This window comes from Cedecea sp. AS113, from assembly GCF_037152415.1.
GTDB lineage: Bacteria > Pseudomonadota > Gammaproteobacteria > Enterobacterales > Enterobacteriaceae > Cedecea.
The window spans coordinates 12,341-33,309 of record NZ_JBBCMI010000030.1 but is presented as its reverse complement, the minus strand read 5'-3'; the positions used below and the strand labels follow the sequence as shown (position 1 = coordinate 33,309).

Below are 20,969 nucleotides of genomic sequence, written 5' to 3'. Positions count from 1 at the left end.
GATGAAACCGGCAAGGATACCTGAGATTATCACTTCCCCCCATCATTGGGCGCAGCTGCGATGGGGAGAACACTATCGGGATGCGCTCGAAGAGCAGCTCCGCCCGTGGCTGGCGAAAATGTTCGGCTTTCACTTATTGAAAATTGGCAACCTGAGTGCGGAAGTGAACACCGAAGCTTGTGCTATTTCGCATCAGGTTAATGTGGCCCTGCAGGGTGAACATCTTCAGGTTAATGCCGATCCTCTGCACTTGCCTTTTGCGGCGAAGTCGGTGGATGCTTGCCTGTTGGCCCACACGTTACCCTGGTGCCCTGATCCCCACCGCCTGCTGCGGGAAGTGGATCGTGTCCTGATCGACGACGGTTGGATCGTGCTCAGCAGTTTTAATCCCATTAGCTTGCTGGGGCTGGGGAAAATGGTCCCGTTCCTGCGTAAGCGTGTGCCTTATAATAGCCGAATGTTTACCCCCATGAGGCAACAAGACTGGCTGTCGTTACTGAATTTTGAAGTGATGTACCGGCGCAGTTTTCAGGTCCTGCCCTGGCATAAGCAAGGTGGGCGTTTGCTGAGTACGCATCTGCCGGCGCTGGGCTGTATGCACGTTATCGTGGCGCGAAAACGCACGCTGCCGCTGACGCTGAACCCAATGAAAAGCCGCAAAGCGAAAAATCAGATTCGCTCGGCGGTAGGGGCCACGCGGCAGTACCGCGAAGCCGTTGCTAAGGTGCCGCCGCGTCCGGCTGATAACCCACATCCTCATGAGTAGGGCGGGAGGCTGCGTTGCGCGCCAGTTCGTCGCAGCGTTCGTTCTCCGGGTGTCCCGCATGCCCTTTGACCCATTCCCACTTAATCTGGTGATGGCTCAGGGCGGCGTCCAGGCGCTTCCATAAATCGACGTTTTTCACCGGCTTTTTATCTGCCGTCTTCCAGCCGCGTTTTTTCCAGTTGTGGATCCACTGGGTAATGCCCTGGCGGACGTACTGGCTGTCGGTGCTGAGGACCACATCGCAGGGTTCGATCAGCGCCTCAAGCGCGACGATAGCGGCCATCATTTCCATGCGGTTATTGGTGGTGAGACGAAACCCTTCGCTGAAGATTTTCTCGTGCTGCTTGTACCGCAAAATTGCCCCGAAGCCGCCCGGCCCTGGATTCCCCAGGCAGGAGCCATCGGTGAAAACTTCTACCTGTTTACGCATCTCTGGTAGACTTCCTGTGATGAAAACGTCAAGTCTGACACAAACGAGCGCGATGAGCACAGCTATATGATTTCTACCCCCACCAGACAAATAGTCCTCGATACCGAAACCACCGGTATGAACCAGATCGGTGCTCATTACGAAGGGCATCGCATTATCGAGATCGGTGCGGTTGAAGTGATCAACCGTCGCCTGACGGGCAACAACTTCCACGTCTACCTCAAGCCCGACCGGCTGGTGGATCCGGAAGCCTTTGGCGTTCACGGTATTGCGGACGAGTTCCTGGCGGATAAGCCGACCTTCGATCAGGTTGCAGACTCGTTCCTCGACTACATTCGCGGCGCCGAGCTGGTCATTCATAACGCCTCGTTTGATATCGGCTTTATGGACTACGAGTTCAGCAAGCTGCGGCGCGACATTCCTAAAACGGATACCTTCTGTAAGGTAACCGACAGCCTGGCAATGGCCCGTAAGATGTTCCCGGGCAAGCGGAACAGCCTCGATGCGCTCTGCTCTCGCTATGAAATAGACAACAGCAAACGTACGCTGCACGGCGCATTGCTCGATGCCCAAATCCTGGCCGACGTTTATCTGATGATGACCGGCGGGCAAACGTCACTCAAATTTTCTATGGAAGGTGATGTGCAGCAGCAGCAGGGCAGCGGCGGCATTCAGCGCGTGGTGCGTCGTGCAACAGGTATGCGGGTGATCCACGCCAGTGATGAAGAGCTGGTGGCCCATGAATCGCGCCTTGATTTGGTGCAGAAGAAGGGCGGCAGCTGTCTTTGGCGCAGCTAAAAATAGCCAAAACGAGTTAAAAATCACCACCCAGGTGATTTTTGCGGCAAACGGTTAATTTTATGATAAAAAGCGTTGACGGTTATCGGGGCAATCCGTAATATCCGCTTCGTTCCCGACGGGGAACAAAACGCGGAGCGGTAGTTCAGTCGGTTAGAATACCTGCCTGTCACGCAGGGGGTCGCGGGTTCGAGTCCCGTCCGTTCCGCCACAATTCAGAAGGCCTGAGTCAGCAATGACTCAGGCCTTCGTCGTTTCTGCCTCTCTTAAAAACTCACCTAACCCCCGCACCGCAATCGCGCGAGGGCTGGCTGAAACCACCTCTAGTGCCTGCTGGCCAACGCCACACCTACCAAAATAGTCGCAATCCCGATGATATGGAAAAGATGCAGCGTTTCGCCGAGAAACACCAGCGACAGCACTACGCCAAAGACTGGGATCAGGTGAATGCTAAGCCCGGCACGCGCGGCACCGACGGCTTCCACGCAGCGTCCGTACAGCAGATAGGAAACAAAAGAGGGGAATGCACCGAGGAACACGACCGCTGAAATCGTCATGGTATTCCAGTGTGGCACAGCCCCGGTGCTCATTTCATGCAGCCACAGCGGCAGCGTCACCACCAGCGCGATAGCCACCTGAACGCCCAGCAGCCCCATGCGGCTAATATCGGAAGGGATTTTTCGGATCCACAGCGTATACAGCGCAAAACAAGCCATGGCCGCCAGCAGCATCAGGTCACCCGATGAAAACGCCATTTGCAGCAGCCCGTGGATATCGCCCTTAAAGATAATAAACAGCACGCCGCAGCAGGAAATTGCCAGGCCGACCACCTGCTTAACGCTGAGCTTGTGCCCAAAGAATAGCGCACCAAACAGCATAATCAGCACCGGTATACAGGAGTTAAGCAACAGCGCGTTGGTGCTCGAAGTGTGGTGCAGGCCGATATAGACCAGCAGGCTAAAGCAGACGATCCCCGTCACCGACACGGCGACAATCCAGCCCAGATACTCCCGGTAGCGACGAAAGTCTCTTTTTATATAAGGCAGCGCAAACGGCAGAATCACTATGAGCGCCACCAGCCAGCGCATAAAGGTGAGCCCCACCGGGGGAATATCATTGCGAACGGCTTTGCCGACGATGTAATTGCACGCCCAAAGCAGCGGCGGAATGGTGAACAGGAGCAAAACATACCAGGCCGACGGCTTATGGGGGGCAGCCTCAGTGGCCGACTTCTTACTGCTGAGCAAGGGACTCTCCTTTGACACGGAATTTTGCTGGAAAGGTCGAAGGGAGAATATATCACTCGTGCTGGGCCAGCCGTCGTCTCAGAGAAGAAAAAGAGTATGTCTGGAAATGAAAAAGCCTGAACCCCTTCGGGCCCAGGCCTCAATGTTTACTCTTTGGAGGTGGCGACGCGGCCAGCAAAACCGGCAGCAACGCTGACTTTTTCGCTACGGGCCAGCCAGCGGTAGCAGCTCAGGCCGAGGAACACGCCGATAAACCAGCTGAAGTTGGCGACTTCATGCAGCGAAGGAATAAAGCTGATGGTCAGGCAAACGGCAACCGAAGGCACCAGGGCGATAATCGCTTTCGGGTTAAAGCCTCGGCTGTACCAGTAGCGGCCTTTCGGCGTGTCGTTAAACAGATCGTCGACGTGAATTTTACCGCCTTTCACCAGGTAGAAATCCGCCAGCAGGATGCCGAACAGCGGCCCAATGAACGAGCCCAGCACATCCAGCGTGTAGTGGATAAGTTCCGGGGACTGGAACAGGTTCCACGGCGTCAGCAGCACAGAACCCACCGCGGCGATCATCCCACCCGCACGGAAGCTGATCTTCTGCGGAGAGCAGTTAGAGAAGTCGAACGCCGGAGAAACAAAGTTCGCCACGATATTGATCCCGATAGTCGCGGTGATCATCGTCAGCAGGCCTATCGCCATTGCGAGGCTGTTGCCGATATGGCTCACGGTTTCGATCGGGTCGGTGATCATTTTGCCGAACAGCGACTGAGTACCGGACACAATCACCACGGTGACAATAGAGAACAGCAGGAAGTTAAACGGCAGGCCCCAGCGGTTGCCGCGGCGGATCTCATTCATGCTTTTACCGTAGCGAGAGAAGTCGCCGAAGTTCAGCAGCGGGCCGGAGAAGTACGACACCACCAGCGCGGTGGCGGTGATCATCTGCCACACCTGCTCGCCGGAGCTAAGCTGTTTGCTGGCTAAGGTAAAGGAGATGCCATCGAAGCCAGTCTGATACAGGATCCAGCCTGCCAGCGCCATCATCACGATGTATACCGCAGGGCCCGCGATATCAATAAAGCGCTTAATCGCATTCATCCCGTGCCAGAACACCATCGCCTGCAGCACCCACATAATGCCGAAGCAGATCCAGCCGAGCTGAGACAGGCCGAGGAAGCTCACGCCCGTCATCGGCGCAAGCGTTGGCCAGAACTTCAAGAGCACCAGCATTAAGGCGTTAGCGGCCAGGTAAGTTTGTATCCCGTACCAGGCGAAGGCGATAAGCCCGCGGATCACCGCCGGAATATTCGCGCCGAAGACGCCGAAAGCCTGGCGGCAAATCACCGCGTAAGGCACGCCCGCCATCTGGCTGGGTTTGGCGACCAGGTTGGCACAAAACTGCACGATGCAAATCCCTGCCAGCAGGCAAATCAGTACCTGCCAACTGGCCAGCCCGAGCGTAAAGAAGCTGGCTGCCACCACGTAGCCGCCCATGCTGTGTACATCCGACATCCAAAACGAAAAAATATTATACCAGGACCAAGTCTGGTGGCGGGTTGGGGCCAGGTCATCGTTGCACAGGCGCGGGCTGTAGCCGGCGTTGGCACTCTCTTTCATGGCTGTTGCGTTGTTCTCTATACCTGGCATGGGATCTGCTCCTATAAAAACAGAAGATGGATTACGTCTGCCATAGGTATTGCAGGAACCAGGCCAGGTTTGCATTTCTTGTATTCAATTATCAGTGATATTGTATACAAATAAAAAGTGCCTGGTGCTAACGGGAGAGGTGAATGAAGCGTGATTTCGGGGTGACAGCCCCAGCAGAACTGCATGATAAAGAAGCCGTTATCTGGCAATCGCTGATGACGGCGATGGTCGAACACCAGCTGCCGCCGGGCAGCAAACTGCCGGAAGAAGCGCTGGCGGACGTTTTTGACATTAGCCGAACCGGGATCCGTAAAGTCTTAACGCGCCTCGCAACGGTGCAAATGATCACCCTGCTGCCCGGGCGTGGTGCATTTGTGGCGATGCCGGACGTCGAAGAATCAAAAGCGATCTTCCAGACACGCTCCGTCCTCGAATGCGCCAACCTGCCTCATGTCCTCGAGCATCTTCAGGCACCGCACCTGGCCGCGCTGCGTAAAATCATCCAGCAGGAAGAAAAAGCGCACCGCGACGGAGACGGGCCGGCGGCCATCCGCCTTTCAGCGGCGTTTCATATTCAGCTGCAGGCTATCTCCGGCAATGCCGTGCTGACGGAAATGGTCACCAGTTTGACGCACCGCTCCTCGCTGGTGATCGCTGCCTGGGGCGCGCCGTGGCAGCGGGGCTGCCGCTGTGACGATCATGAACACCTTATCGATCTGCTGCGTAAAAAAGACATTGAGCCGCTGACCCTGGCGATGAAGCACCACTTCGATCACATTGTTTCCAGCCTGCATTTTGAGCGCAGCGGTGAAACCACCCCAGACTTCGCCCGCCTCTTTGGCACCCGACAGGAATAACCATGCCCCAGCCTATTATTCAAGTGATCAACCCCAATACCAGCCAGGCGATGACGCACACCATTGCTGAAGCCGCGCGTAGCGTTGCCGCCCCCGGTACGCAAATCCTCGCGACCTGTCCGGAGCAGGGCGTGGAGTCAATAGAAGGGCACTTTGACGAAGCCATTGCGGCCATCGGTGTGCTGGAACAAATTCAGCAGGGCAAAGCGCAGGGCGTGAGCGGGCACGTCATCGCCTGCTTTGGCGACCCAGGGCTGCTGGCTGCGCGTGAGATAGCCAGCGGGCCAGTGATTGGCATTGCCGAAGCGGCCATGCATATGGCCACGATGGTCGCCACCCGCTTCTCTATTGTCACCACGCTGCCACGTACGGTGATCATCGCCCGCCATTTGCTGCAGCAATACGGCTTCGAGCATCACTGCGCGGCGCTGCATGCCATCGATCTGCCCGTGCTGGCGCTGGAAGACGGCACCGGGCTGGCCCAGCGCATGGTGCGTGAGCGCTGCATTCAGGCCAAAAAAGAAGACAACAGTGGGGCGATCGTGCTGGGCTGTGGCGGCATGGCAAACCTGGCGAAAGAGCTGACCGAAGAGATCGGTATCCCGGTTATCGACGGCGTCACGGCGGCGGTGAAGCTAGTGGAGTCGTTGGTTGCGCTGGGGATCGGCACCAGCAAATTTGGCGATCTCGCTTATCCGAATAAAAAGCCGCTTTCCGGCTCTTTTGCTCGTCTGGGTTAAGGTTAAAAGAGGCCAACTATGACGGAAGAACAAAAGCCTAATCGCTACCCTTTTACCGAAAACTACCCGCGCGATCTCGCCGGTTATGCCGGCAAGCCTCCCCATGCGCAGTGGCCGAACGGCGCGCGTATTGCGGTTCAGTTTGTCCTGAACTTTGAAGAAGGGGCGGAAAACAACGTGCTGCACGGCGACAGCGGCTCGGAACAATTTCTCTCTGACATCATCGGGGCGGCCAGTTTCCCGGACCGCCATATGTCGATGGACTCCCTGTACGAATACGGCTCCCGGGCAGGGTTCTGGCGTATCCATAATGAATTCCAGAAGCGCGGTCTGCCTCTGACGGTGTTTGGCGTCGCCATGGCGCTGGCCCGCAACCCGGAGATCGTGGCCGCGATCAAAGCCGCTGACTACGACGTGGTCAGCCACGGCTGGCGCTGGATCCATTATCAGAATATGGACGTTGCCACCGAGCGCCAGCACCTGCATCAGGCGATGGAAATCCTGGAGGATCTGTTCGGCTCCCGCCCGCTGGGCTGGTACACCGGGCGCGACAGCCCTAATACCCGCAGGCTGGTGGTTGAGCAAGGCGGTATCCTGTACGACAGCGATTACTACGGCGACGATCTGCCTTTCTGGAGCAAAGTGGCCTGCGAAGACGGCAGCACCAAACCTCACCTGATCGTGCCGTACACGCTGGATACCAATGACATGCGCTTCGCCACCGCGCAGGGGTTCAATACCGCCGAGCAGTTTTACACCTACCTGAAAGACAGTTTTGACGTGCTGTATGAAGAAGGCGACACGGCACCGAAGATGATGTCTATCGGCATGCATTGCCGCCTGTTAGGGCGACCGGGCCGTTTCCGGGCCTTGCAGCGTTTTCTGGATTACGTGCAGCAACATGAAGGGGTGTGGATTTGCAGAAGGCAGGACATTGCCGAACATTGGACGAAGACGCATCCTTTTGTTGAATGATGTTATTGGCCTTCCCATTCTTTTGTGGATGCCATTTTTATACAGATACGTCTTTGAGGCTCGTTTCTGAGATATTTGTTACTTTGCTGCTGTTCCGTTCACCCGTATCTCTGCTTCCCCTGCACGTTCAGAGCACGGTGAACGTGTCAGGGAGATAACGCCATCTCCCTGACAACCCTGGCGCCCGGCTAGCTCAACCCCGCCTGAGTTGGGTCATAGCCGGAGGCTGAGAGCGTCGGGAACGCATCTCAGCCGACCGAGGACTGGGAGATAAAACGGAGGTCTGCCGATTCAGCGGTCGATTTATTTCGCCGGGAGTCCGGGTTCTTAGGGGAGTGACGGTGACTCCCCTAAGACGTTCACCTGTATGGTGGCAACATATGAAGCGGTATTTAAGGTGAACGGAACACGACATGGGCTTTCATAAACAGAAGATTTTTATGGTGAAGAAACAGACTATCACCCCATTAAACTTACATGCGCCGCCACAATCTTCCAGCCTGAGGCAAACCGGACCCAGGTCTGCATCTGGCGGCCAATCTTATCGCTGCTTTCTCGGGTAAACTCAGTGCTCGCCACCGCGAGGTCGTCGCTGAAGGTGGTGATAACGGTATTTCTCAACTGGCGATCCAGCCCCTTCGGCGAACGCCCGTTGCGGAAAGCGCGGATCTGCTCAATGCCATAAAGGTTTTCCGTTGCGCCAAAACGCACGGTGCGAGCATCCTCCCAAAACAGCTCATCCAGAACGGCGACATCATTGCTAATCAGCGCCTGCTCGTAGCGATAAAATGCCGCAGTGACTTCATTTAAAACGGCCGGGCGGTCGATATTATCTCGCATCATTTAACTTACCTTCGTCTGTAAAATACCCTGAGATTCCAGGCGGCGAGCGGCCTGCAAACACACGTCTTCCCGCCACGGTGCGGCAATTAATTGCACGCCAATCGGTAAACCGCTGGCCGCGACCAGCGGGGCGCTGACAACCGGTAATCCCAGGAAAGAGATTGGCTGCGTCAGGATCCCCATACTGGCTTTGACCGGGATATCTTGCCCGTTGATATGCATGGTTTGCTGCCCGATAAGCGTGGCGCAGCACGGCGTGGCGGGGGCAACAAGCAGATCAAAATGGTCAAACAGCGGCAGCGTGCGATCGCGGAACCAGGCCCGGAAGCGCTGAGCCTGGGTGTACCAGGCCGACGGCGTCATAGCCCCCGCCAGCAGGCGTTCGCGCGAGTTAGGTTCGAAGCGCTCAGGGCTGGTTCGCAGTGCGGGCAGGTACTGATTTCCCCCTTCGGCGGCGGTCAGCAAAAAAGCCGCCGAACGGGCGAGTTCGGCTTCCGGCATAGAAACTTTTTCCGTAGCCTGGAGCGCTTTGGCTACCCGGCTAACGGCTTCTTTGGCATCCGCGTCACACCAGCTTTCAAAGAAACCCTCCAGCACCGCCACGCGAAGCGGCGTATCACGCTCAAGCGCTGCGCAAACCGGCTCAATGGCGCGCGAAGTCTGAAAAGGATCGCTACTGTCGTACCCTTGCAGCACATCGTAAACCGCCGCGACATCCTCCACGCTCCGAGCCAGCGGGCCGATATGGTCGAGGCTGGCGACAAAAGGATGGCTGCCGCCGCGCGACAGGCGACCAAAAGTCGGCTTCAGGCCCACGAGCCCGCAAAGTGAAGACGGGACGCGAATGGAGCCGTTGGTGTCGGTGCCAAGGGTGAAGTTCACCATGCCCGCAGCTACAACTGCCGCTGAGCCGCCGGACGAGCCGCCCGCAATACGTGACAGATCGTGCGGGTTTTTGGTGGCTCCGTAATAACTGTTTTCCGTGGTGAAGCCGTAGGCATAGGCATCCATATTCAACGCCCCGCTTAGCATTCCCCCCGCTTTTTGCAGCCGTGTAATAGCGAAGGCATCTTCAGAGGCCGCGGGTTGCCCGGCAAACAACTCCGCACCTGCAAGGGTTGTTACCCCTTTAATGTCGAAAAGATTTTTTACCGCGTAAGGCACGCCCGCGAGCGCTGGCAAAGGGCTGCCGTGACCGATCAATTGGTCTACCGAGGCCGCCTCCTCCAGAAGACGATCCTGGGTGATTTCGGTAAAGGCATTAAGCTGCGGGTTTCGCTGCTCAATCTTTGCCAGCGTTTGCCGGGCCAGTTCGGTAGCTGAAAAATCTTTGTCCCGCAGTCCCTGCTGGATCTGTCGGATAGAAAGGGCGGTCATAGCGTATAAACTCCGGCGGTTTCCTGGCGATCGGCAAGCGGGAAGGCCATCAGCGGTCCAGCCATGGCCGCAATGCGTGTCAGCTGCAACTCCAGCTCTTTGCGGCGCTCGTCGGTCAGCGGCACGGCGAGCAGTTGCTCCATCAGGACAATGTAATGCTGCCAGTCAAAAGAAGATTGGTTCATTGGTATTTTCCTCAAAAGCCTGCGGCGCTGCCGTTGCTGCGCGGATCCCACGCACCTTCGAGCATGCCATTGGTATGTCTGACGATGGCGCCAGCGTGGCCGACGATCTCGCTGAAGGCGGGGACTGTTTCTACCTCGTGTCCGAGGGCTTCAAGCGCGTTGAGGGTGTCCTGGCTAAAGCGGCTCTCAAGCTTGAGGCTGTCGGAAACTTGCCCCCAGGTGCGGCCCAGCAGCCAGCGCGGCGCGCAAATGGCCTCCTGTAAACCGATGCCCTGAAGTACATAGCGGGTAAAGATTGTCGCCTGCGTCTGCGGCTGGCCGTCGCCGCCCATCGAGCCGTAAACCAGCATTCTGCCGTCGGCGAGCCTGGCTGCTGCCGGGTTCAGGGTGTGGAACGGTTTTTTGCCCGGCGCCAGCGCCAGCAGATGTTCTGCATCGATGCTGAAAGATGCCCCGCGGTTTTGCCACAGCACGCCGCTTTGGGGTAGCACAACCCCGCTGCCGAATTCGTGATAAATACTTTGAATAAACGACACGGCCAGGCCATTCCCGTCAATGACGCCCATCCAGACCGTGTCGCCGGGGCCTTTACCTTTGCCCCACGGGGCGGCGCTTTGGTCATCAATTTTTGCGGCCAGCAGATCCAGCGCCTCGGGATCTAACAGGTTTTGTATTGAGGTCGCGATCAGGCGCGGGTCGGTGATGTGCTTGTCGCGCAGCGCAAAGGCTTTTTTAGTGGCTTCCACGATGCGGTGTACGGTCTGAACTTCACTGGCGTTTGCCATCGACAGGCGGTCGGTAATGCCGAGGATCGCCAGCGAGACCAGCCCTTGCGTAGGCGGGGCGAGGTTAAAAACTTCCCCGGCCTGGTGCTCAAGGCGAAGCGGTTTGCTGCGGGTTGCCCGATGTGCGGCGAGGTCAGCCGCGGTGATTGGCAGTCCCAGTTCGGCCAGCTCTTCGGCAATGATTGAAGCCAGCGGGCCGCGATAGAAACTGTCCAGGCCTTCTACGGTAATTCGCGTCAGGGTCCTGGCCAGCCGGGGCTGCGTGAAACGACTCCCGGTCGCGGGCACTTCACCGCGCTGCAGGAACGTGTCGGCAAAACCTGGAATATCAACCAGCTCTGCGTATTTGCTTTGTGTCGCGTTCGCCTGAGAGGCGGTGACCGGGATCCCGTCCGCCGCATAGCGAATAGCATCGGCCATCAGACGGGAAAGCGGCATCTGCCCGCCGCCAAGCTCCGATGACACTTTCAGTGCTTCTGCCCAGCCGCTCAGCGTGCCGGGCACGGTCAACGCAGCACGGGTGCCGCGGTGGGGAATAGCGCGTTCTCCCCGGTAGAAATCCAGTGACGCCAGCGATCCGGCGGCCCCGCTGGCGTCGATGGCCACAGGTTCCCCCTCAGGCGGAACAATCAGCCAGAATCCATCCCCGCCTATACCGTTCATATGGGGATAAACCACCGCGATAGTGGCGGCTGCGGCGACCATCGCTTCAACGGCATCACCGCCCTGACGCAGCACAGACAGCGCACTTTCAGAAGCCAGATGATGGGGCGTCACCGCCATGCCTCCGGGGGCCATATTGCTTTGCATATTTTTCTTCTCTTGCAGGAAATCCGCTCGGGTAGGGGAGTCAGAAGCAAGAGATGTTCCAGGTTGACGAGGATCGTTTCACTGTGTCAGGCTTTGATGAAACAAAAGTTGCAGGAGTCGGCATGAAACAGTTAGACGAGCGGTTGCGGGCGTCATGGGCGCTCTTTTCCCCGCAGGAGCAGCGCGTGGCCTCGTTCATCGTTGACCACTTTGATGACTTGATCAGCTACAACAGCGCCGAGTTGGCGCGGCTTTCAGGCGTGTCCAAGGCCACCGTGAGCCGCCTGTTTAAGCGCTTAGGTTACGAGCGCTACAAAGATATGCGCGAAGAGCTGCGGACCCTGCGCCAGAGCGGGATGCCGCTGACGGAAAACCGCGATGCCGTGCAGGGCAACACGCTGCTGGCGCGTCATTACAAGCAGGAAATGGCGAACCTTACTCAACTGGTGAATCAGCTGGAAGCGGGCCCGTTTGCCGAAGTGGTCAAGGCCCTTGTGACCGGAAAACGGCTGTTTATCATTGGGATGCGAAACTCCTGGCCGGTGGCGATGCACTTGCGCCAGCAGCTTTTGCAGGTGCGCAGCGGCGTACATCTGCTCCCGCAGCCGGGGCAGACGCTGGCGGAAGAGCTGGTGGATATCGGCCCGGAAGATTGCGTCGTCACCGTGGCGTTTCGCCGCAGGCCGCGCATTATTAAGCCACTGCTCACCAGTTTACAGCAGCGCGGTATACCGCTGGTGATGCTGAGCGAACCGGGTTCGGCGGTGCTGGCAAGTTATCCTGGCTGGCATTTGAGCGCGCCGCTCGACAGCGTTTCGGCGTTTGACAGCTACAGCAGCGCCATGAGCCTGGTGAATTTACTGGCTAACGCGGTGCTGCATGAATCATTGACCAGTGGGCGTCAGCGTATCCATAATATCGCTGAATTGTATACAGAGCTGGACGAACTCGAACAGCGTTGATGCTCCTCGACGGTGCAACTGCACAGTTCGGGTGAGCCAAAAGAGTTCATCGTTTTTACCCAAACCTGTTTTTCCGCGCTGGCTTAAGTCTGTCAGCCGGAAAAAATTTTGCCTGCGGCTGGCACATTAGTTGCAAAAGATGATTATAAGAATCTTTTGTTTCAATCTCAGACTCAAGGAATCGCCATGTTTGATATTCAGCAGTTTTCCCAGATCAACCCGCCGCACCGTTTGCTGATGGGGCCAGGCCCGATCAATGCCGATCCGCGCGTGCTGCGTGCCATGGCGAGCCAGCTTATCGGCCAGTATGACCCGGTGATGACGGGATATATGAATGAGGTGATGGTGCTGTACCGCGAGCTCTTCCGCACCGAAAACAAATGGACGATGCTGGTGGACGGCACTTCCCGCGCCGGGATCGAGGCCATTTTGCTGTCGGCTATTCGCCCTGGCGATAAAGTGCTTGTGCCAGTGTTTGGCCGTTTTGGTCACCTGCTGTGTGAGATTGCCCGCCGCTGCCGCGCCGAAGTGCACACCATTGAAGTGCCGTGGGGCGAAGTATTCAGCCCGCAGCAAATCGAAGACGCCATCAAAGCGGTAAAACCTCGCCTGCTACTGACCGTGCAGGGCGATACTTCCACCACGATGCTGCAGCCGCTGGCAGAACTGGGGGAGATCTGCCGCCGCCACGGCGTGCTGTTCTACACCGATGCTACAGCATCGTTTGGCGGGAACGAACTGCTCACCGATGCCTGGGGACTGGATGCCGTTTCCGCCGGATTGCAGAAGTGCCTGGGCGGCCCGTCAGGCAGCTCACCGGTCACCCTTAGTCCGAAAATGGAAGAGGCCATTCGCCGCCGTAAATGCGTGGAAGAAGGCATTCGCACTGCCGCCCATCAGGACGGGGACGAAGAGATGATCTACTCCAACTACTTCGATCTGGGCATGATCATGGACTACTGGGGGCCGGAACGTCTTAATCACCACACCGAAGCGACGAGCATGCTGTTTGCTGCCCGTGAGTGCGCCCGCGTGATCCTGGAAGAAGGTCTGGACGTCGGTATTGCCCGTCATGAGCTGCACGGCAGGGCGATGGTGGCGGGGATCCAGGGCATGGGGCTGGAAACTTTCGGCGATCTTGACCACAAGATGAACAACGTCCTCGGCGTGGCTATCCCGGCGCAGGTTCACGGCGAAGAGGTTCGTAAGCTGCTGCTGGAAGATTTCCATATCGAGATCGGCACCTCCTTCGGCCCGCTACAGGGCAAAATCTGGCGCATCGGCACCATGGGCTACAACGCACGCAAAGACTGCGTGCTGCAAACGCTCACCGCGCTGGAAGCGGTGCTTAACCGTCTCGGCTTTAAAAGCGTGCAGGGTGAAGCGATGCAGGCAGCGTGGAACGTTTACGCGCAGGGTGCCCGCTAATGGGCGCGCCGCTTATGGATGCTAACTATGCCGCGGTTGCCGCCCAGCGCGTCATGGACAGGGCTGACCAGCTAGCTGCTATCAGCGAAAGCGCGGGCCAGCTGACCCGGGTTTACCTTTCGGTGCAACATTTGCGGGCGAATCAGCTGGTCGCTGGCTGGATGGAGCAGCTCGGCATGACGACCTGGCAGGACGCTGTCGGCAATATTTGTGGGCGTTACGAAGGCAGGCAAGAAGGCGCGCAGGCGATTTTGCTGGGATCCCATCTTGATACGGTGCGCAATGCGGGCCGCTACGATGGGATGCTCGGCGTGCTGTGTGCCCTGGAAGTGGTCGCGTACCTTTATCAAAACAATATCCAGCTCGAGCAGGCCATCGAAATTGTCGGTTTTGGCGATGAAGAAGGCACCCGCTTTGGGGTTACCCTGCTGGGGAGCCGAGGCATCACCGGCAGTTGGCCGGCGCATTGGCTGAGCTGTGAAGATGCCAGCGGCGTCAGCGTGGCGCAGGCCATGACGATTGCCGGTCTGGATCCGACGCGTATTGCCAGCGCGGAGCGGCCAAAAAGCGATTTCAGCGCTTACCTTGAGCTGCATATCGAGCAGGGACCGGTGCTGGAAGAGCAGGGCCTTGCGCTGGGCGTGGTCACGGCCATTAACGGTGCCCGTCGCCTGAACTGCAGCTTTACCGGCCATGCGGGCCATGCGGGGACGGTGCCAATGGCGCTGCGCAAAGATGCGCTGGCCGCCGCTGCCGAATGGATGACCTTTATTGAATCCGCCACGCGCCGCCACGGCCCCGACGAAGTTGCCACGGTGGGAACGTTAAGCTGCGCGCCAGGCGCGGTGAACGTCATCCCTGGCGACGTTCAGCTTACGCTGGACATTCGCAGCCCGCGTGACGAAAGCCTGGCGAGTTTGTTAGGCCAGCTTCTTGCCGAAGGGGAAGCGATTGCCGCCCGTCGCGGTATGCAGTTTACCGCAGAAGCCTACTACGCTATTCCAGCCACGCCGTGTGATGCGGCATTGCAGGCAACGCTAACGCAGGCGGTGAGCGAAGTTCAGGGGCGGAGCCTGTCGTTGCCAAGCGGCGCAGGGCACGACGCCATTGCCATCGCCGAGCGTTGGCCGAGCGCTATGCTGTTTGTTCGCTGCGAGAAGGGTATCAGCCATCATCCGGCAGAATCCGTTATTGAAAGCGACGTGGCCCTTGCCGTCCAGGCTTTCACTCGCGCCGTGACTGTGCTGGCGGAACAATAAAAAAACCGGCCTGAATAGGCCGGTTTCTGCATACTTTCATTCTTAAAGGCTGAAAGGATCGGCATCCTGCCAGGCCGGGAATTTCTCCCGGTACTCCCGCAGCGCAATCAGCGAAAGATCGGCATCAAGTCGTGCCGCCTGGTGAGGTTCAACGCTCGCCAGGATCTCGCCCTGCGGGCTGATGATCCGGCTGTCGCCCCGGTAATGGTGGCCGTTGCCGTCGGTGCCCACGCGATTGCAGCCTGCCACATAAGCCTGGTTCTCAATGGCGCGCGCCTGCAGCAGGCTTTGCCAGTGCAGAGAGCGCGGCGCGGGCCAGTTGGCGACGTACAGCGCCAGATCGTAGTCGTTGCGATTGCGGGACCACACCGGGAAGCGCAGGTCGTAGCAAACCAGCGGTAAAATACGCCAGCCTTTCCACTCAATAATCACGCGTTCTTCCCCGGCCTGATAATGATGATGCTCATCGGCCATGCGGAACAGGTGGCGCTTATCGTAGAAATGCACTTTGCCGTCCGGCTGAACCAGCAGGAAGCGGTTCACCGGCCCGCGTTCGGTTTGCAGAGCGGCGCTGCCGGCGATCATCGCCTGCGTTTGCTGGGCTTTGAACTGCATCCAGTCAATCACTTCCTGTTCCGGCATTGACTGCACGGCGGCTTCCATCGCGAAGCCGGTGGTGAACATTTCCGGCAGAATAATCAGGTCACGTCCGCGCACGCCCTCCAGCAGCACATCAAAATGACGCAGGTTCGCGGCACCGTCCATCCAGACGAGCGGTTGTTGCAGAACGGAAACTTTCAGACCAGACACCATCGGCAGCCTCTTAGCAGAATATTTCATCCACTGTAGCACGAGAAAACGTGCTTTTGTTGGCAATAAAAAACCCCTCATAAGAGGGGTTAATGGTCAGGCGGCTTCAACCTTTCTGTGCTTTTCCGGCACCTTCACCGGCTGTGTCGCCAGCGCCTCCGGATCAAACTCATCCACGTTGATGCTGCGCAGGCGGCTGGCTTCCGCTTTGGTCAGAATCGCCGCTTCATCGGCGGTGATCTTGCCTTCACCCAGCAGCTGCTTCGCCAGTTCATCCAGGCGAGTGAACGGCAGATTGCGCTTCAGCTCTTTGCATACGCGCTGGTGGATTGGCTCGGCGGCCATAATATCCAGCAGAGCGGCTTCCAGCAGGCCAGCAGGGTTATGCTCGCTTGGCGTCAGGTACTGACCGCGGCCAATACGCGACCGGGTTGCGGACGGCACCTGCAGGATTTTCGCCAGCTTGTGGTCCAGCACATCGGACGGCGCATCGTAGCGGCGACCCAGCGGGAAGATAACCAGCCGCAGCGTACCGGCCACAAAGCGGTTCGGGAAGTTGCGCAGCAGGTCATCAATCGCCTGTTCGGCCTGGAACAACGCATCCTGCACGCCCCAGTGAACCAGCGGCAGATCGGCTTCGTTACGCCCTTCATCTTCGTAGCGTTTCAGCACCGCCGTCGCCAGATAAAGCTGGCTCAGCACATCACCCAGGCGGGCAGAGATACGCTCTCTGCGCTTCAGGCTACCGCCCAGCACGGCCATGGAGACATCCGACAGCAGCGCCAGGTTGGCGCTCAGGCGGTTGATGTACTGGTAGTAGCGTTTAGTTGCATCGCGGGTCGGCGTGCTGCTGCCGAGGCCGTTGGTCAGGCCCAGCCACAGGCTGCGCATTTTGTTGCTGCCCACGTGGCCGATGTGCTTGAACAGCAGCTTATCGAAGGCATTCACGTCGTTATTCTGCGCCGCGGCCATCTCTTCCAGCACGTACGGATGGCAGCGAATTGCGCCCTGGCCGAAGATGATCATGCTGCGGGTCAGAATGTTAGCGCCTTCAACGGTGATGGCGATCGGCGCGCCCTGGTAAGCACGGGCCACGAAGTTAGCGTCGCCGAGCATGATGCCTTTCCCGCCGACGATATCCATCGCATCAAGAATGGCGCGCTGGCCACGGTGGGTACAGTGGTACTTAACAATCGCAGACAGTACGGCGGGTTTCTCACCGAGCACGATGCCGTAGGTAATTAAAGAAGCTGCGGCATCCATGACATACGCGTTACCGGCGATGCGTGCCAGCGGCTCTTCAATCCCTTCCATTTTGCCGATAGAGATTTTGAACTGACGGCGAATATGCGCGTAAGCACCCGTTGCCATCGCCACGGATTTCAGGCCGCCGGTAGCGTTAGACGGCAGGGTAATGCCGCGACCTACGGACAGGCACTCAACCAGCATACGCCAGCCCTGACCGGCCATTTTTGGGCCACCGATAATAAAGTCGATAGGCACAAAGATGTCGTTCCCACGGGTTGGGCCGTTCTGGAACGGCACGTTCAGCGGGAAGTGACGTTTGCCGATCTCCACGCCAGGCGTGTGGGTTGGGATCAGCGCACAGGTAATGCCGAGGTCTTCTTCGCCGCCGAGCAGGCGTTTCGGGTCAGACAGTTTGAACGCCAGGCCCAGTACGGTGGCGATAGGGGCGAGCGTGATATAGCGTTTGTTCCAGGTCAGGCGCATACCGAGCACCTGTTCACCCTGCCATTCCCCCATGCAAACCACGCCGCTGTCCGGGATTGCGCCGGCATCGGAACCGGCTTCCGGGCTGGTCAGCGCGAAGCAAGGGATTTCCAGGCCGCGCGCCAGGCGAGGCAGGTAGTGATCTTTTTGCTCTTCGGTGCCGTAGTGCTGCAGCAGTTCGCCCGGGCCTAAGGAGTTAGGCACGCCGACGGTAATCGCCAGGATCCCGGAAACGCCGGACAGTTTTTGCAGCACGCGAGCCTGAGCATAGGCTGAGAACTCGAGGCCGCCGTACTCTTTCTTGATGATCATCGCGAAGAAGCGATGCTCTTTCAGGTAAGCCCACAGCTCAGGGGGCAGGTCGGCCAGCTCATGGGTGATCTGGAAGTCGTTCGCCATGCGACAGGCTTCTTCCACCGGGCCATCAAGGAACGCCTGTTCCTCTTCGGTCAGCTTTGGCTGAGGGTAGTTATGCAGTTTTTGCCAGTCCGGCTTGCCGCGGAACAGATCGCCTTCCCACCAGGTCGTCCCGGCGTCGATGGCTTCTTTTTCGGTGCGGGACATCGGCGGCATGACTTTGCGGAAGCCACGGAAGATCGGTGCGGAGATCAGCGATTTACGCAGCGGCGTGACCAGCAGCGGCACCAGAATTACCGCCAGCGGAACCAGCACCCAGAAAGACCAGATGCCAGCGAAGCCCAGCGCGGCGGTCCACGCGAGCAGAAGCACGCTGCTAAGCAGCAGATTTGCCTGGTGATAGAACAACACACCCAGCAGAACAACGGTAAGGACAATGCTTAAAATCAACATAAAGAAAGCTCCCTTGCTTGTAGGAGGTCTGACCACTTGTGATGTATTGGTTGTAGTGGATGTTGCTTTCTTTAGCAATGTGTTTACAAAATAATTACAACCTCGCTCACATTGTTGCCGCACTTCCAGGGAAAACCCCGGCTTTACACGCGGGGTTACGCTTCTCGCTTTCGGCGCTATCCGGTACACTGCGGGATGTGAAATTCACTCAAACCTCAAGGACCTCCTCATGTACCAGGATCTTATTCGTAGTGAGCTAAATGAAGCGGCGGAAACGCTGACTAACTTCCTTAAGGATGAAGCCAACATTCATGCCATCCAGCGCGCAGCGGTGCTGCTGGCAGACAGTTTCAAAGCGGGCGGCAAAGTACTGTCCTGCGGGAACGGTGGCTCACACTGCGATGCTATGCACTTTGCGGAAGAGTTAACGGGCCGCTATCGTGAGAACCGCCCGGGCTATCCGGCGATCGCGATTTCTGACGTGAGCCACATCTCCTGCGTCAGCAACGATTTTGGCTACGACTATGTCTTCTCTCGCTACGTTGAAGCCGTTGGCCGCGAAGGCGACGTGCTGCTGGGGATCTCCACGTCCGGCAACTCCGGCAACGTCATCAAAGCGATTGAAGCTGCCCGCGCGAAAGGCATGAAAGTCATTACTCTGACCGGCAAAGACGGCGGCAAAATGGCCGGTACGGCTGACATCGAAATCCGTGTGCCGCACTTCGGCTATGCGGACCGCATTCAGGAAATTCACATCAAAGTGATCCACATCCTGATTCAGTTAATCGAAAAAGAAATGGTTAAAGCTTAGCCCGTAATGCCCCAGCTCCTCCCGGAGCAGGGGCATTCGTTGTGGGAGAGAAGAGATGTGCGAATTGCTCGGGATGAGTGCCAACGTACCGACGGATATCTGTTTTAGTTTTACCGGACTGGTGCAGCGCGGAGGCGGAACAGGCCCCCATAAAGACGGCTGGGGTATAACCTTCTACGAAGGAAAAGGCTGCCGCACGTTTAAAGATCCGCAGCCGAGCTTTAACTCGCCCATCGCCCGCCTCGTCCAGGATTACCCAATTAAATCCTGCTCGGTTATTGCGCATATTCGCCAGGCAAACCGCGGCAAGGTTGCGCTGGAAAACACCCATCCGTTCACCCGCGAACTGTGGGGCCGCAACTGGACCTATGCCCATAACGGGCAACTCAAGGGCTATCGCACGCTGGAGACGGGGACGTTCCGCCCGATTGGCGAAACGGACAGCGAGCAGGCGTTCTGCTGGCTGCTGCACAAACTCACGCAGCGTTACCCGCGCACGCCGGGCAATATGGAAGCGGTATTCCGCTACATCACTGAACTGGGCGCAGAGCTTAGAGAAAAGGGCGTGTTTAACATGCTGCTGTCGGACGGGCGCTACGTGATGGCGTTTTGCTCGACGAACCTGTTCTGGATCACCCGCAGAGCGCCATTCGGTGTCGCTAAGCTGCTGGATCAGGACGTGGAAATTGATTTTCAGGAAGAGACCACACCGAACGATGTGGTCACGGTCATCGCAACTCAGCCGCTGACCGCCAACGAAACCTGGCACAAAATTGAGCCAGGCAAGTCGGCGTTATTTTGCCTCGGTGAGCTTATAGTTTGAAGCCAGCTGCGGTTGAACTGGCGTCATCACGGTAGGTTTGCTGATGACGTAGTTCCCGCTGACCACGGCCACGCCCGGTGGTTGATGGTTAGCCGCGAAGTAGTCATAGCCCGGTTTCAGCTCTTTCCAGAAGTTGATGTAGGTGGAGTACTTGTGGCGTTCCATATTGGCGTCGGTCATACGGAACGGGAAGATACTCACCTGCACGCGTGGCTGCCCAAACACCAAAGCCCCGGTCACAAACTGGAAGATTTCGTCGATGCCGGAGTCGGTCATGGCATAGCAGCCAATCGACACGCAGGCGCCGTGAATCATCAGGTATTTCCCTTCATAGCCGTGAGCGCGGTCAAATTCATTCGGGAAGCCAATATTAATGGCTTTATAGAAGCGGCTGTCCGGTTTTAACTGACTGCGATCAACGCTATAAAACCCTTCCGGGCTTTTAAAATCGCCCTGACGCTGTTTTGGCCCCAGGCCGCCGGAATAGTTACAGATGCGGTAACTGTTGAGGAGCTGGTACTGCTCGCCCATCTTCACCCACAGTTCCAGGGTGCGCTCTTCTTTAAAGATTTGAATATAAACCGGGGAGCCCATTAGCTGCTGTCTGCTATCTTTGCCGACAGGGGCGGCGACACCGCTGCTGTTAAGCAGGCTGGCGAAAGAGAAAAACGGCATAGAGAGCATCGCAATAATCAGTGCGATCTTACGCATACTGCTTGATTCCTTGATAAACCTGAAACTAACAGCCAGGACGGCTAAAGGGACCCGAAATCAGAAAATTCTGTACAGGATTGCGCTCACATTAGCATCGTGGCTAATTTTCGCAAGCGCCAGACGCGGGCGTTTACACATTTTATTGGAATCAATTGGAGTTTTTGCGGT

The 20,969-nt window shown here is 57.6% G+C and carries 20 protein-coding genes and 1 tRNA gene; 11 read left to right on the top strand and 10 right to left on the bottom strand.

Annotation, left to right across the window (positions count from 1 at the left end):
* The first annotated feature begins 1 nt into the window (after position 1).
* Positions 2–766, top strand: coding sequence for a class I SAM-dependent methyltransferase (locus tag WFN87_RS22855; protein WP_336818457.1), 765 nt, complete (start codon positions 2–4; stop codon positions 764–766).
* On the opposite strand, the gene rnhA is transcribed toward WFN87_RS22855, so the two are convergent.
* Positions 720–1,196, bottom strand: coding sequence for a ribonuclease HI (rnhA, locus tag WFN87_RS22850; protein WP_039290486.1), 477 nt, complete (start codon positions 1,194–1,196; stop codon positions 720–722). The two genes, WFN87_RS22855 and rnhA, sit on opposite strands and share 47 nt — an antisense overlap.
* Before the next feature lie 66 nt (positions 1,197–1,262).
* Here rnhA and dnaQ point away from each other — a divergent pair, with 66 nt between their 5' ends.
* Entirely contained in the window at positions 1,263–1,994 is a 732-nt protein-coding gene (gene dnaQ / locus WFN87_RS22845; protein ID WP_008457272.1) for a DNA polymerase III subunit epsilon, read from the top strand.
* Between the two features lie 134 nt (positions 1,995–2,128).
* Positions 2,129–2,205 (top strand) — tRNA-Asp (locus tag WFN87_RS22840).
* 112 nt (positions 2,206–2,317) lie between these two features.
* On the opposite strand, the gene WFN87_RS22835 is transcribed toward WFN87_RS22840, so the two are convergent.
* The gene (locus tag WFN87_RS22835; protein ID WP_008457273.1) at positions 2,318–3,241 is read right to left on the bottom strand and encodes a DMT family transporter; all 924 of its coding nucleotides are present in this window, start codon (positions 3,239–3,241) and stop codon (positions 2,318–2,320) included.
* A gap of 146 nt (positions 3,242–3,387) precedes the next feature.
* Entirely contained in the window at positions 3,388–4,881 is a 1,494-nt protein-coding gene (locus WFN87_RS22830) for an NCS1 family nucleobase:cation symporter-1 (RefSeq protein WP_336983794.1), read from the bottom strand.
* Between the two features lie 143 nt (positions 4,882–5,024).
* Between WFN87_RS22830 and WFN87_RS22825 the strand changes: the two genes are divergently transcribed.
* From WFN87_RS22825 to puuE, 3 genes are read left to right on the top strand one after another with little or no spacing between them, the layout of a single operon-like run.
* Positions 5,025–5,738 (top strand): GntR family transcriptional regulator, encoded by a 714-nt coding sequence (locus WFN87_RS22825; RefSeq protein WP_336983795.1) that lies wholly within the window; start codon positions 5,025–5,027, stop codon positions 5,736–5,738.
* Positions 5,739–5,740: 2 nt separating this feature from the next.
* Positions 5,741–6,478 (top strand): allantoin racemase, encoded by a 738-nt coding sequence (gene hpxA, locus WFN87_RS22820; protein WP_336983796.1) that lies wholly within the window; start codon positions 5,741–5,743, stop codon positions 6,476–6,478.
* 18 nt (positions 6,479–6,496) lie between these two features.
* The gene (puuE, locus tag WFN87_RS22815; RefSeq protein ID WP_336983797.1) at positions 6,497–7,453 is read left to right on the top strand and encodes an allantoinase PuuE; all 957 of its coding nucleotides are present in this window, start codon (positions 6,497–6,499) and stop codon (positions 7,451–7,453) included.
* Positions 7,454–7,912: 459 nt separating this feature from the next.
* On the opposite strand, the gene hpxZ is transcribed toward puuE, so the two are convergent.
* The 4 genes from hpxZ to WFN87_RS22795 are packed head-to-tail and all read right to left on the bottom strand — an operon-like array spanning position 7,913 to position 11,453.
* Positions 7,913–8,296: an oxalurate catabolism protein HpxZ gene (hpxZ, locus tag WFN87_RS22810; protein WP_336983798.1), complete on the bottom strand. Its 384-nt coding sequence runs from the start codon at positions 8,294–8,296 to the stop codon at positions 7,913–7,915.
* The gene (locus WFN87_RS22805; protein ID WP_336983799.1) at positions 8,297–9,673 is read right to left on the bottom strand and encodes an AtzE family amidohydrolase; all 1,377 of its coding nucleotides are present in this window, start codon (positions 9,671–9,673) and stop codon (positions 8,297–8,299) included.
* Entirely contained in the window at positions 9,670–9,858 is a 189-nt protein-coding gene (gene hpxX, locus WFN87_RS22800; RefSeq protein WP_008457287.1) for an oxalurate catabolism protein HpxX, read from the bottom strand. Before hpxX ends, WFN87_RS22805 begins: the two co-directional genes overlap by 4 nt.
* Before the next feature lie 11 nt (positions 9,859–9,869).
* Entirely contained in the window at positions 9,870–11,453 is a 1,584-nt protein-coding gene (locus WFN87_RS22795; protein WP_336983800.1) for a gamma-glutamyltransferase family protein, read from the bottom strand.
* A 122-nt stretch (positions 11,454–11,575) separates the two neighbouring features.
* Here WFN87_RS22795 and WFN87_RS22790 point away from each other — a divergent pair, with 122 nt between their 5' ends.
* The 3 genes from WFN87_RS22790 (at position 11,576) to hpxK (ending at position 15,102) form a co-directional block, all read left to right on the top strand.
* A complete protein-coding gene (locus tag WFN87_RS22790; protein WP_008457289.1) occupies positions 11,576–12,415 on the top strand; it encodes a MurR/RpiR family transcriptional regulator in 840 nt (279 codons plus the stop codon).
* Positions 12,416–12,601: 186 nt separating this feature from the next.
* Positions 12,602–13,843 carry an aminotransferase class V-fold PLP-dependent enzyme gene (locus tag WFN87_RS22785; protein ID WP_166994259.1) on the top strand — a complete coding sequence of 414 codons (1,242 nt, stop codon included), beginning with the start codon at positions 12,602–12,604 and terminating at the stop codon, positions 13,841–13,843.
* Positions 13,843–15,102 (top strand): allantoate amidohydrolase, encoded by a 1,260-nt coding sequence (gene hpxK / locus WFN87_RS22780; RefSeq protein WP_336983801.1) that lies wholly within the window; start codon positions 13,843–13,845, stop codon positions 15,100–15,102. The genes WFN87_RS22785 and hpxK overlap by 1 nt, the downstream gene beginning before the upstream one ends.
* Before the next feature lie 42 nt (positions 15,103–15,144).
* On the opposite strand, the gene WFN87_RS22775 is transcribed toward hpxK, so the two are convergent.
* Positions 15,145–15,912 carry an amidohydrolase gene (locus tag WFN87_RS22775; RefSeq protein WP_008457303.1) on the bottom strand — a complete coding sequence of 256 codons (768 nt, stop codon included), beginning with the start codon at positions 15,910–15,912 and terminating at the stop codon, positions 15,145–15,147.
* Positions 15,913–16,008: 96 nt separating this feature from the next.
* The gene (gene fadE / locus WFN87_RS22770) at positions 16,009–18,453 is read right to left on the bottom strand and encodes an acyl-CoA dehydrogenase FadE (RefSeq protein ID WP_008457305.1); all 2,445 of its coding nucleotides are present in this window, start codon (positions 18,451–18,453) and stop codon (positions 16,009–16,011) included.
* A 229-nt stretch (positions 18,454–18,682) separates the two neighbouring features.
* On the opposite strand from fadE, the gene lpcA reads away from it, so the two are divergent.
* A complete protein-coding gene (gene lpcA / locus WFN87_RS22765) occupies positions 18,683–19,264 on the top strand; it encodes a D-sedoheptulose 7-phosphate isomerase (protein ID WP_008457307.1) in 582 nt (193 codons plus the stop codon).
* A gap of 55 nt (positions 19,265–19,319) precedes the next feature.
* A complete protein-coding gene (locus WFN87_RS22760; RefSeq protein WP_008457309.1) occupies positions 19,320–20,087 on the top strand; it encodes a class II glutamine amidotransferase in 768 nt (255 codons plus the stop codon).
* Here the strand turns inward: WFN87_RS22760 and dpaA are convergent.
* Positions 20,058–20,798 carry a peptidoglycan meso-diaminopimelic acid protein amidase gene (dpaA, locus tag WFN87_RS22755; RefSeq protein WP_336983802.1) on the bottom strand — a complete coding sequence of 247 codons (741 nt, stop codon included), beginning with the start codon at positions 20,796–20,798 and terminating at the stop codon, positions 20,058–20,060. The genes WFN87_RS22760 and dpaA overlap by 30 nt on opposite strands.
* Positions 20,799–20,969: the final 171 nt, after the last annotated feature.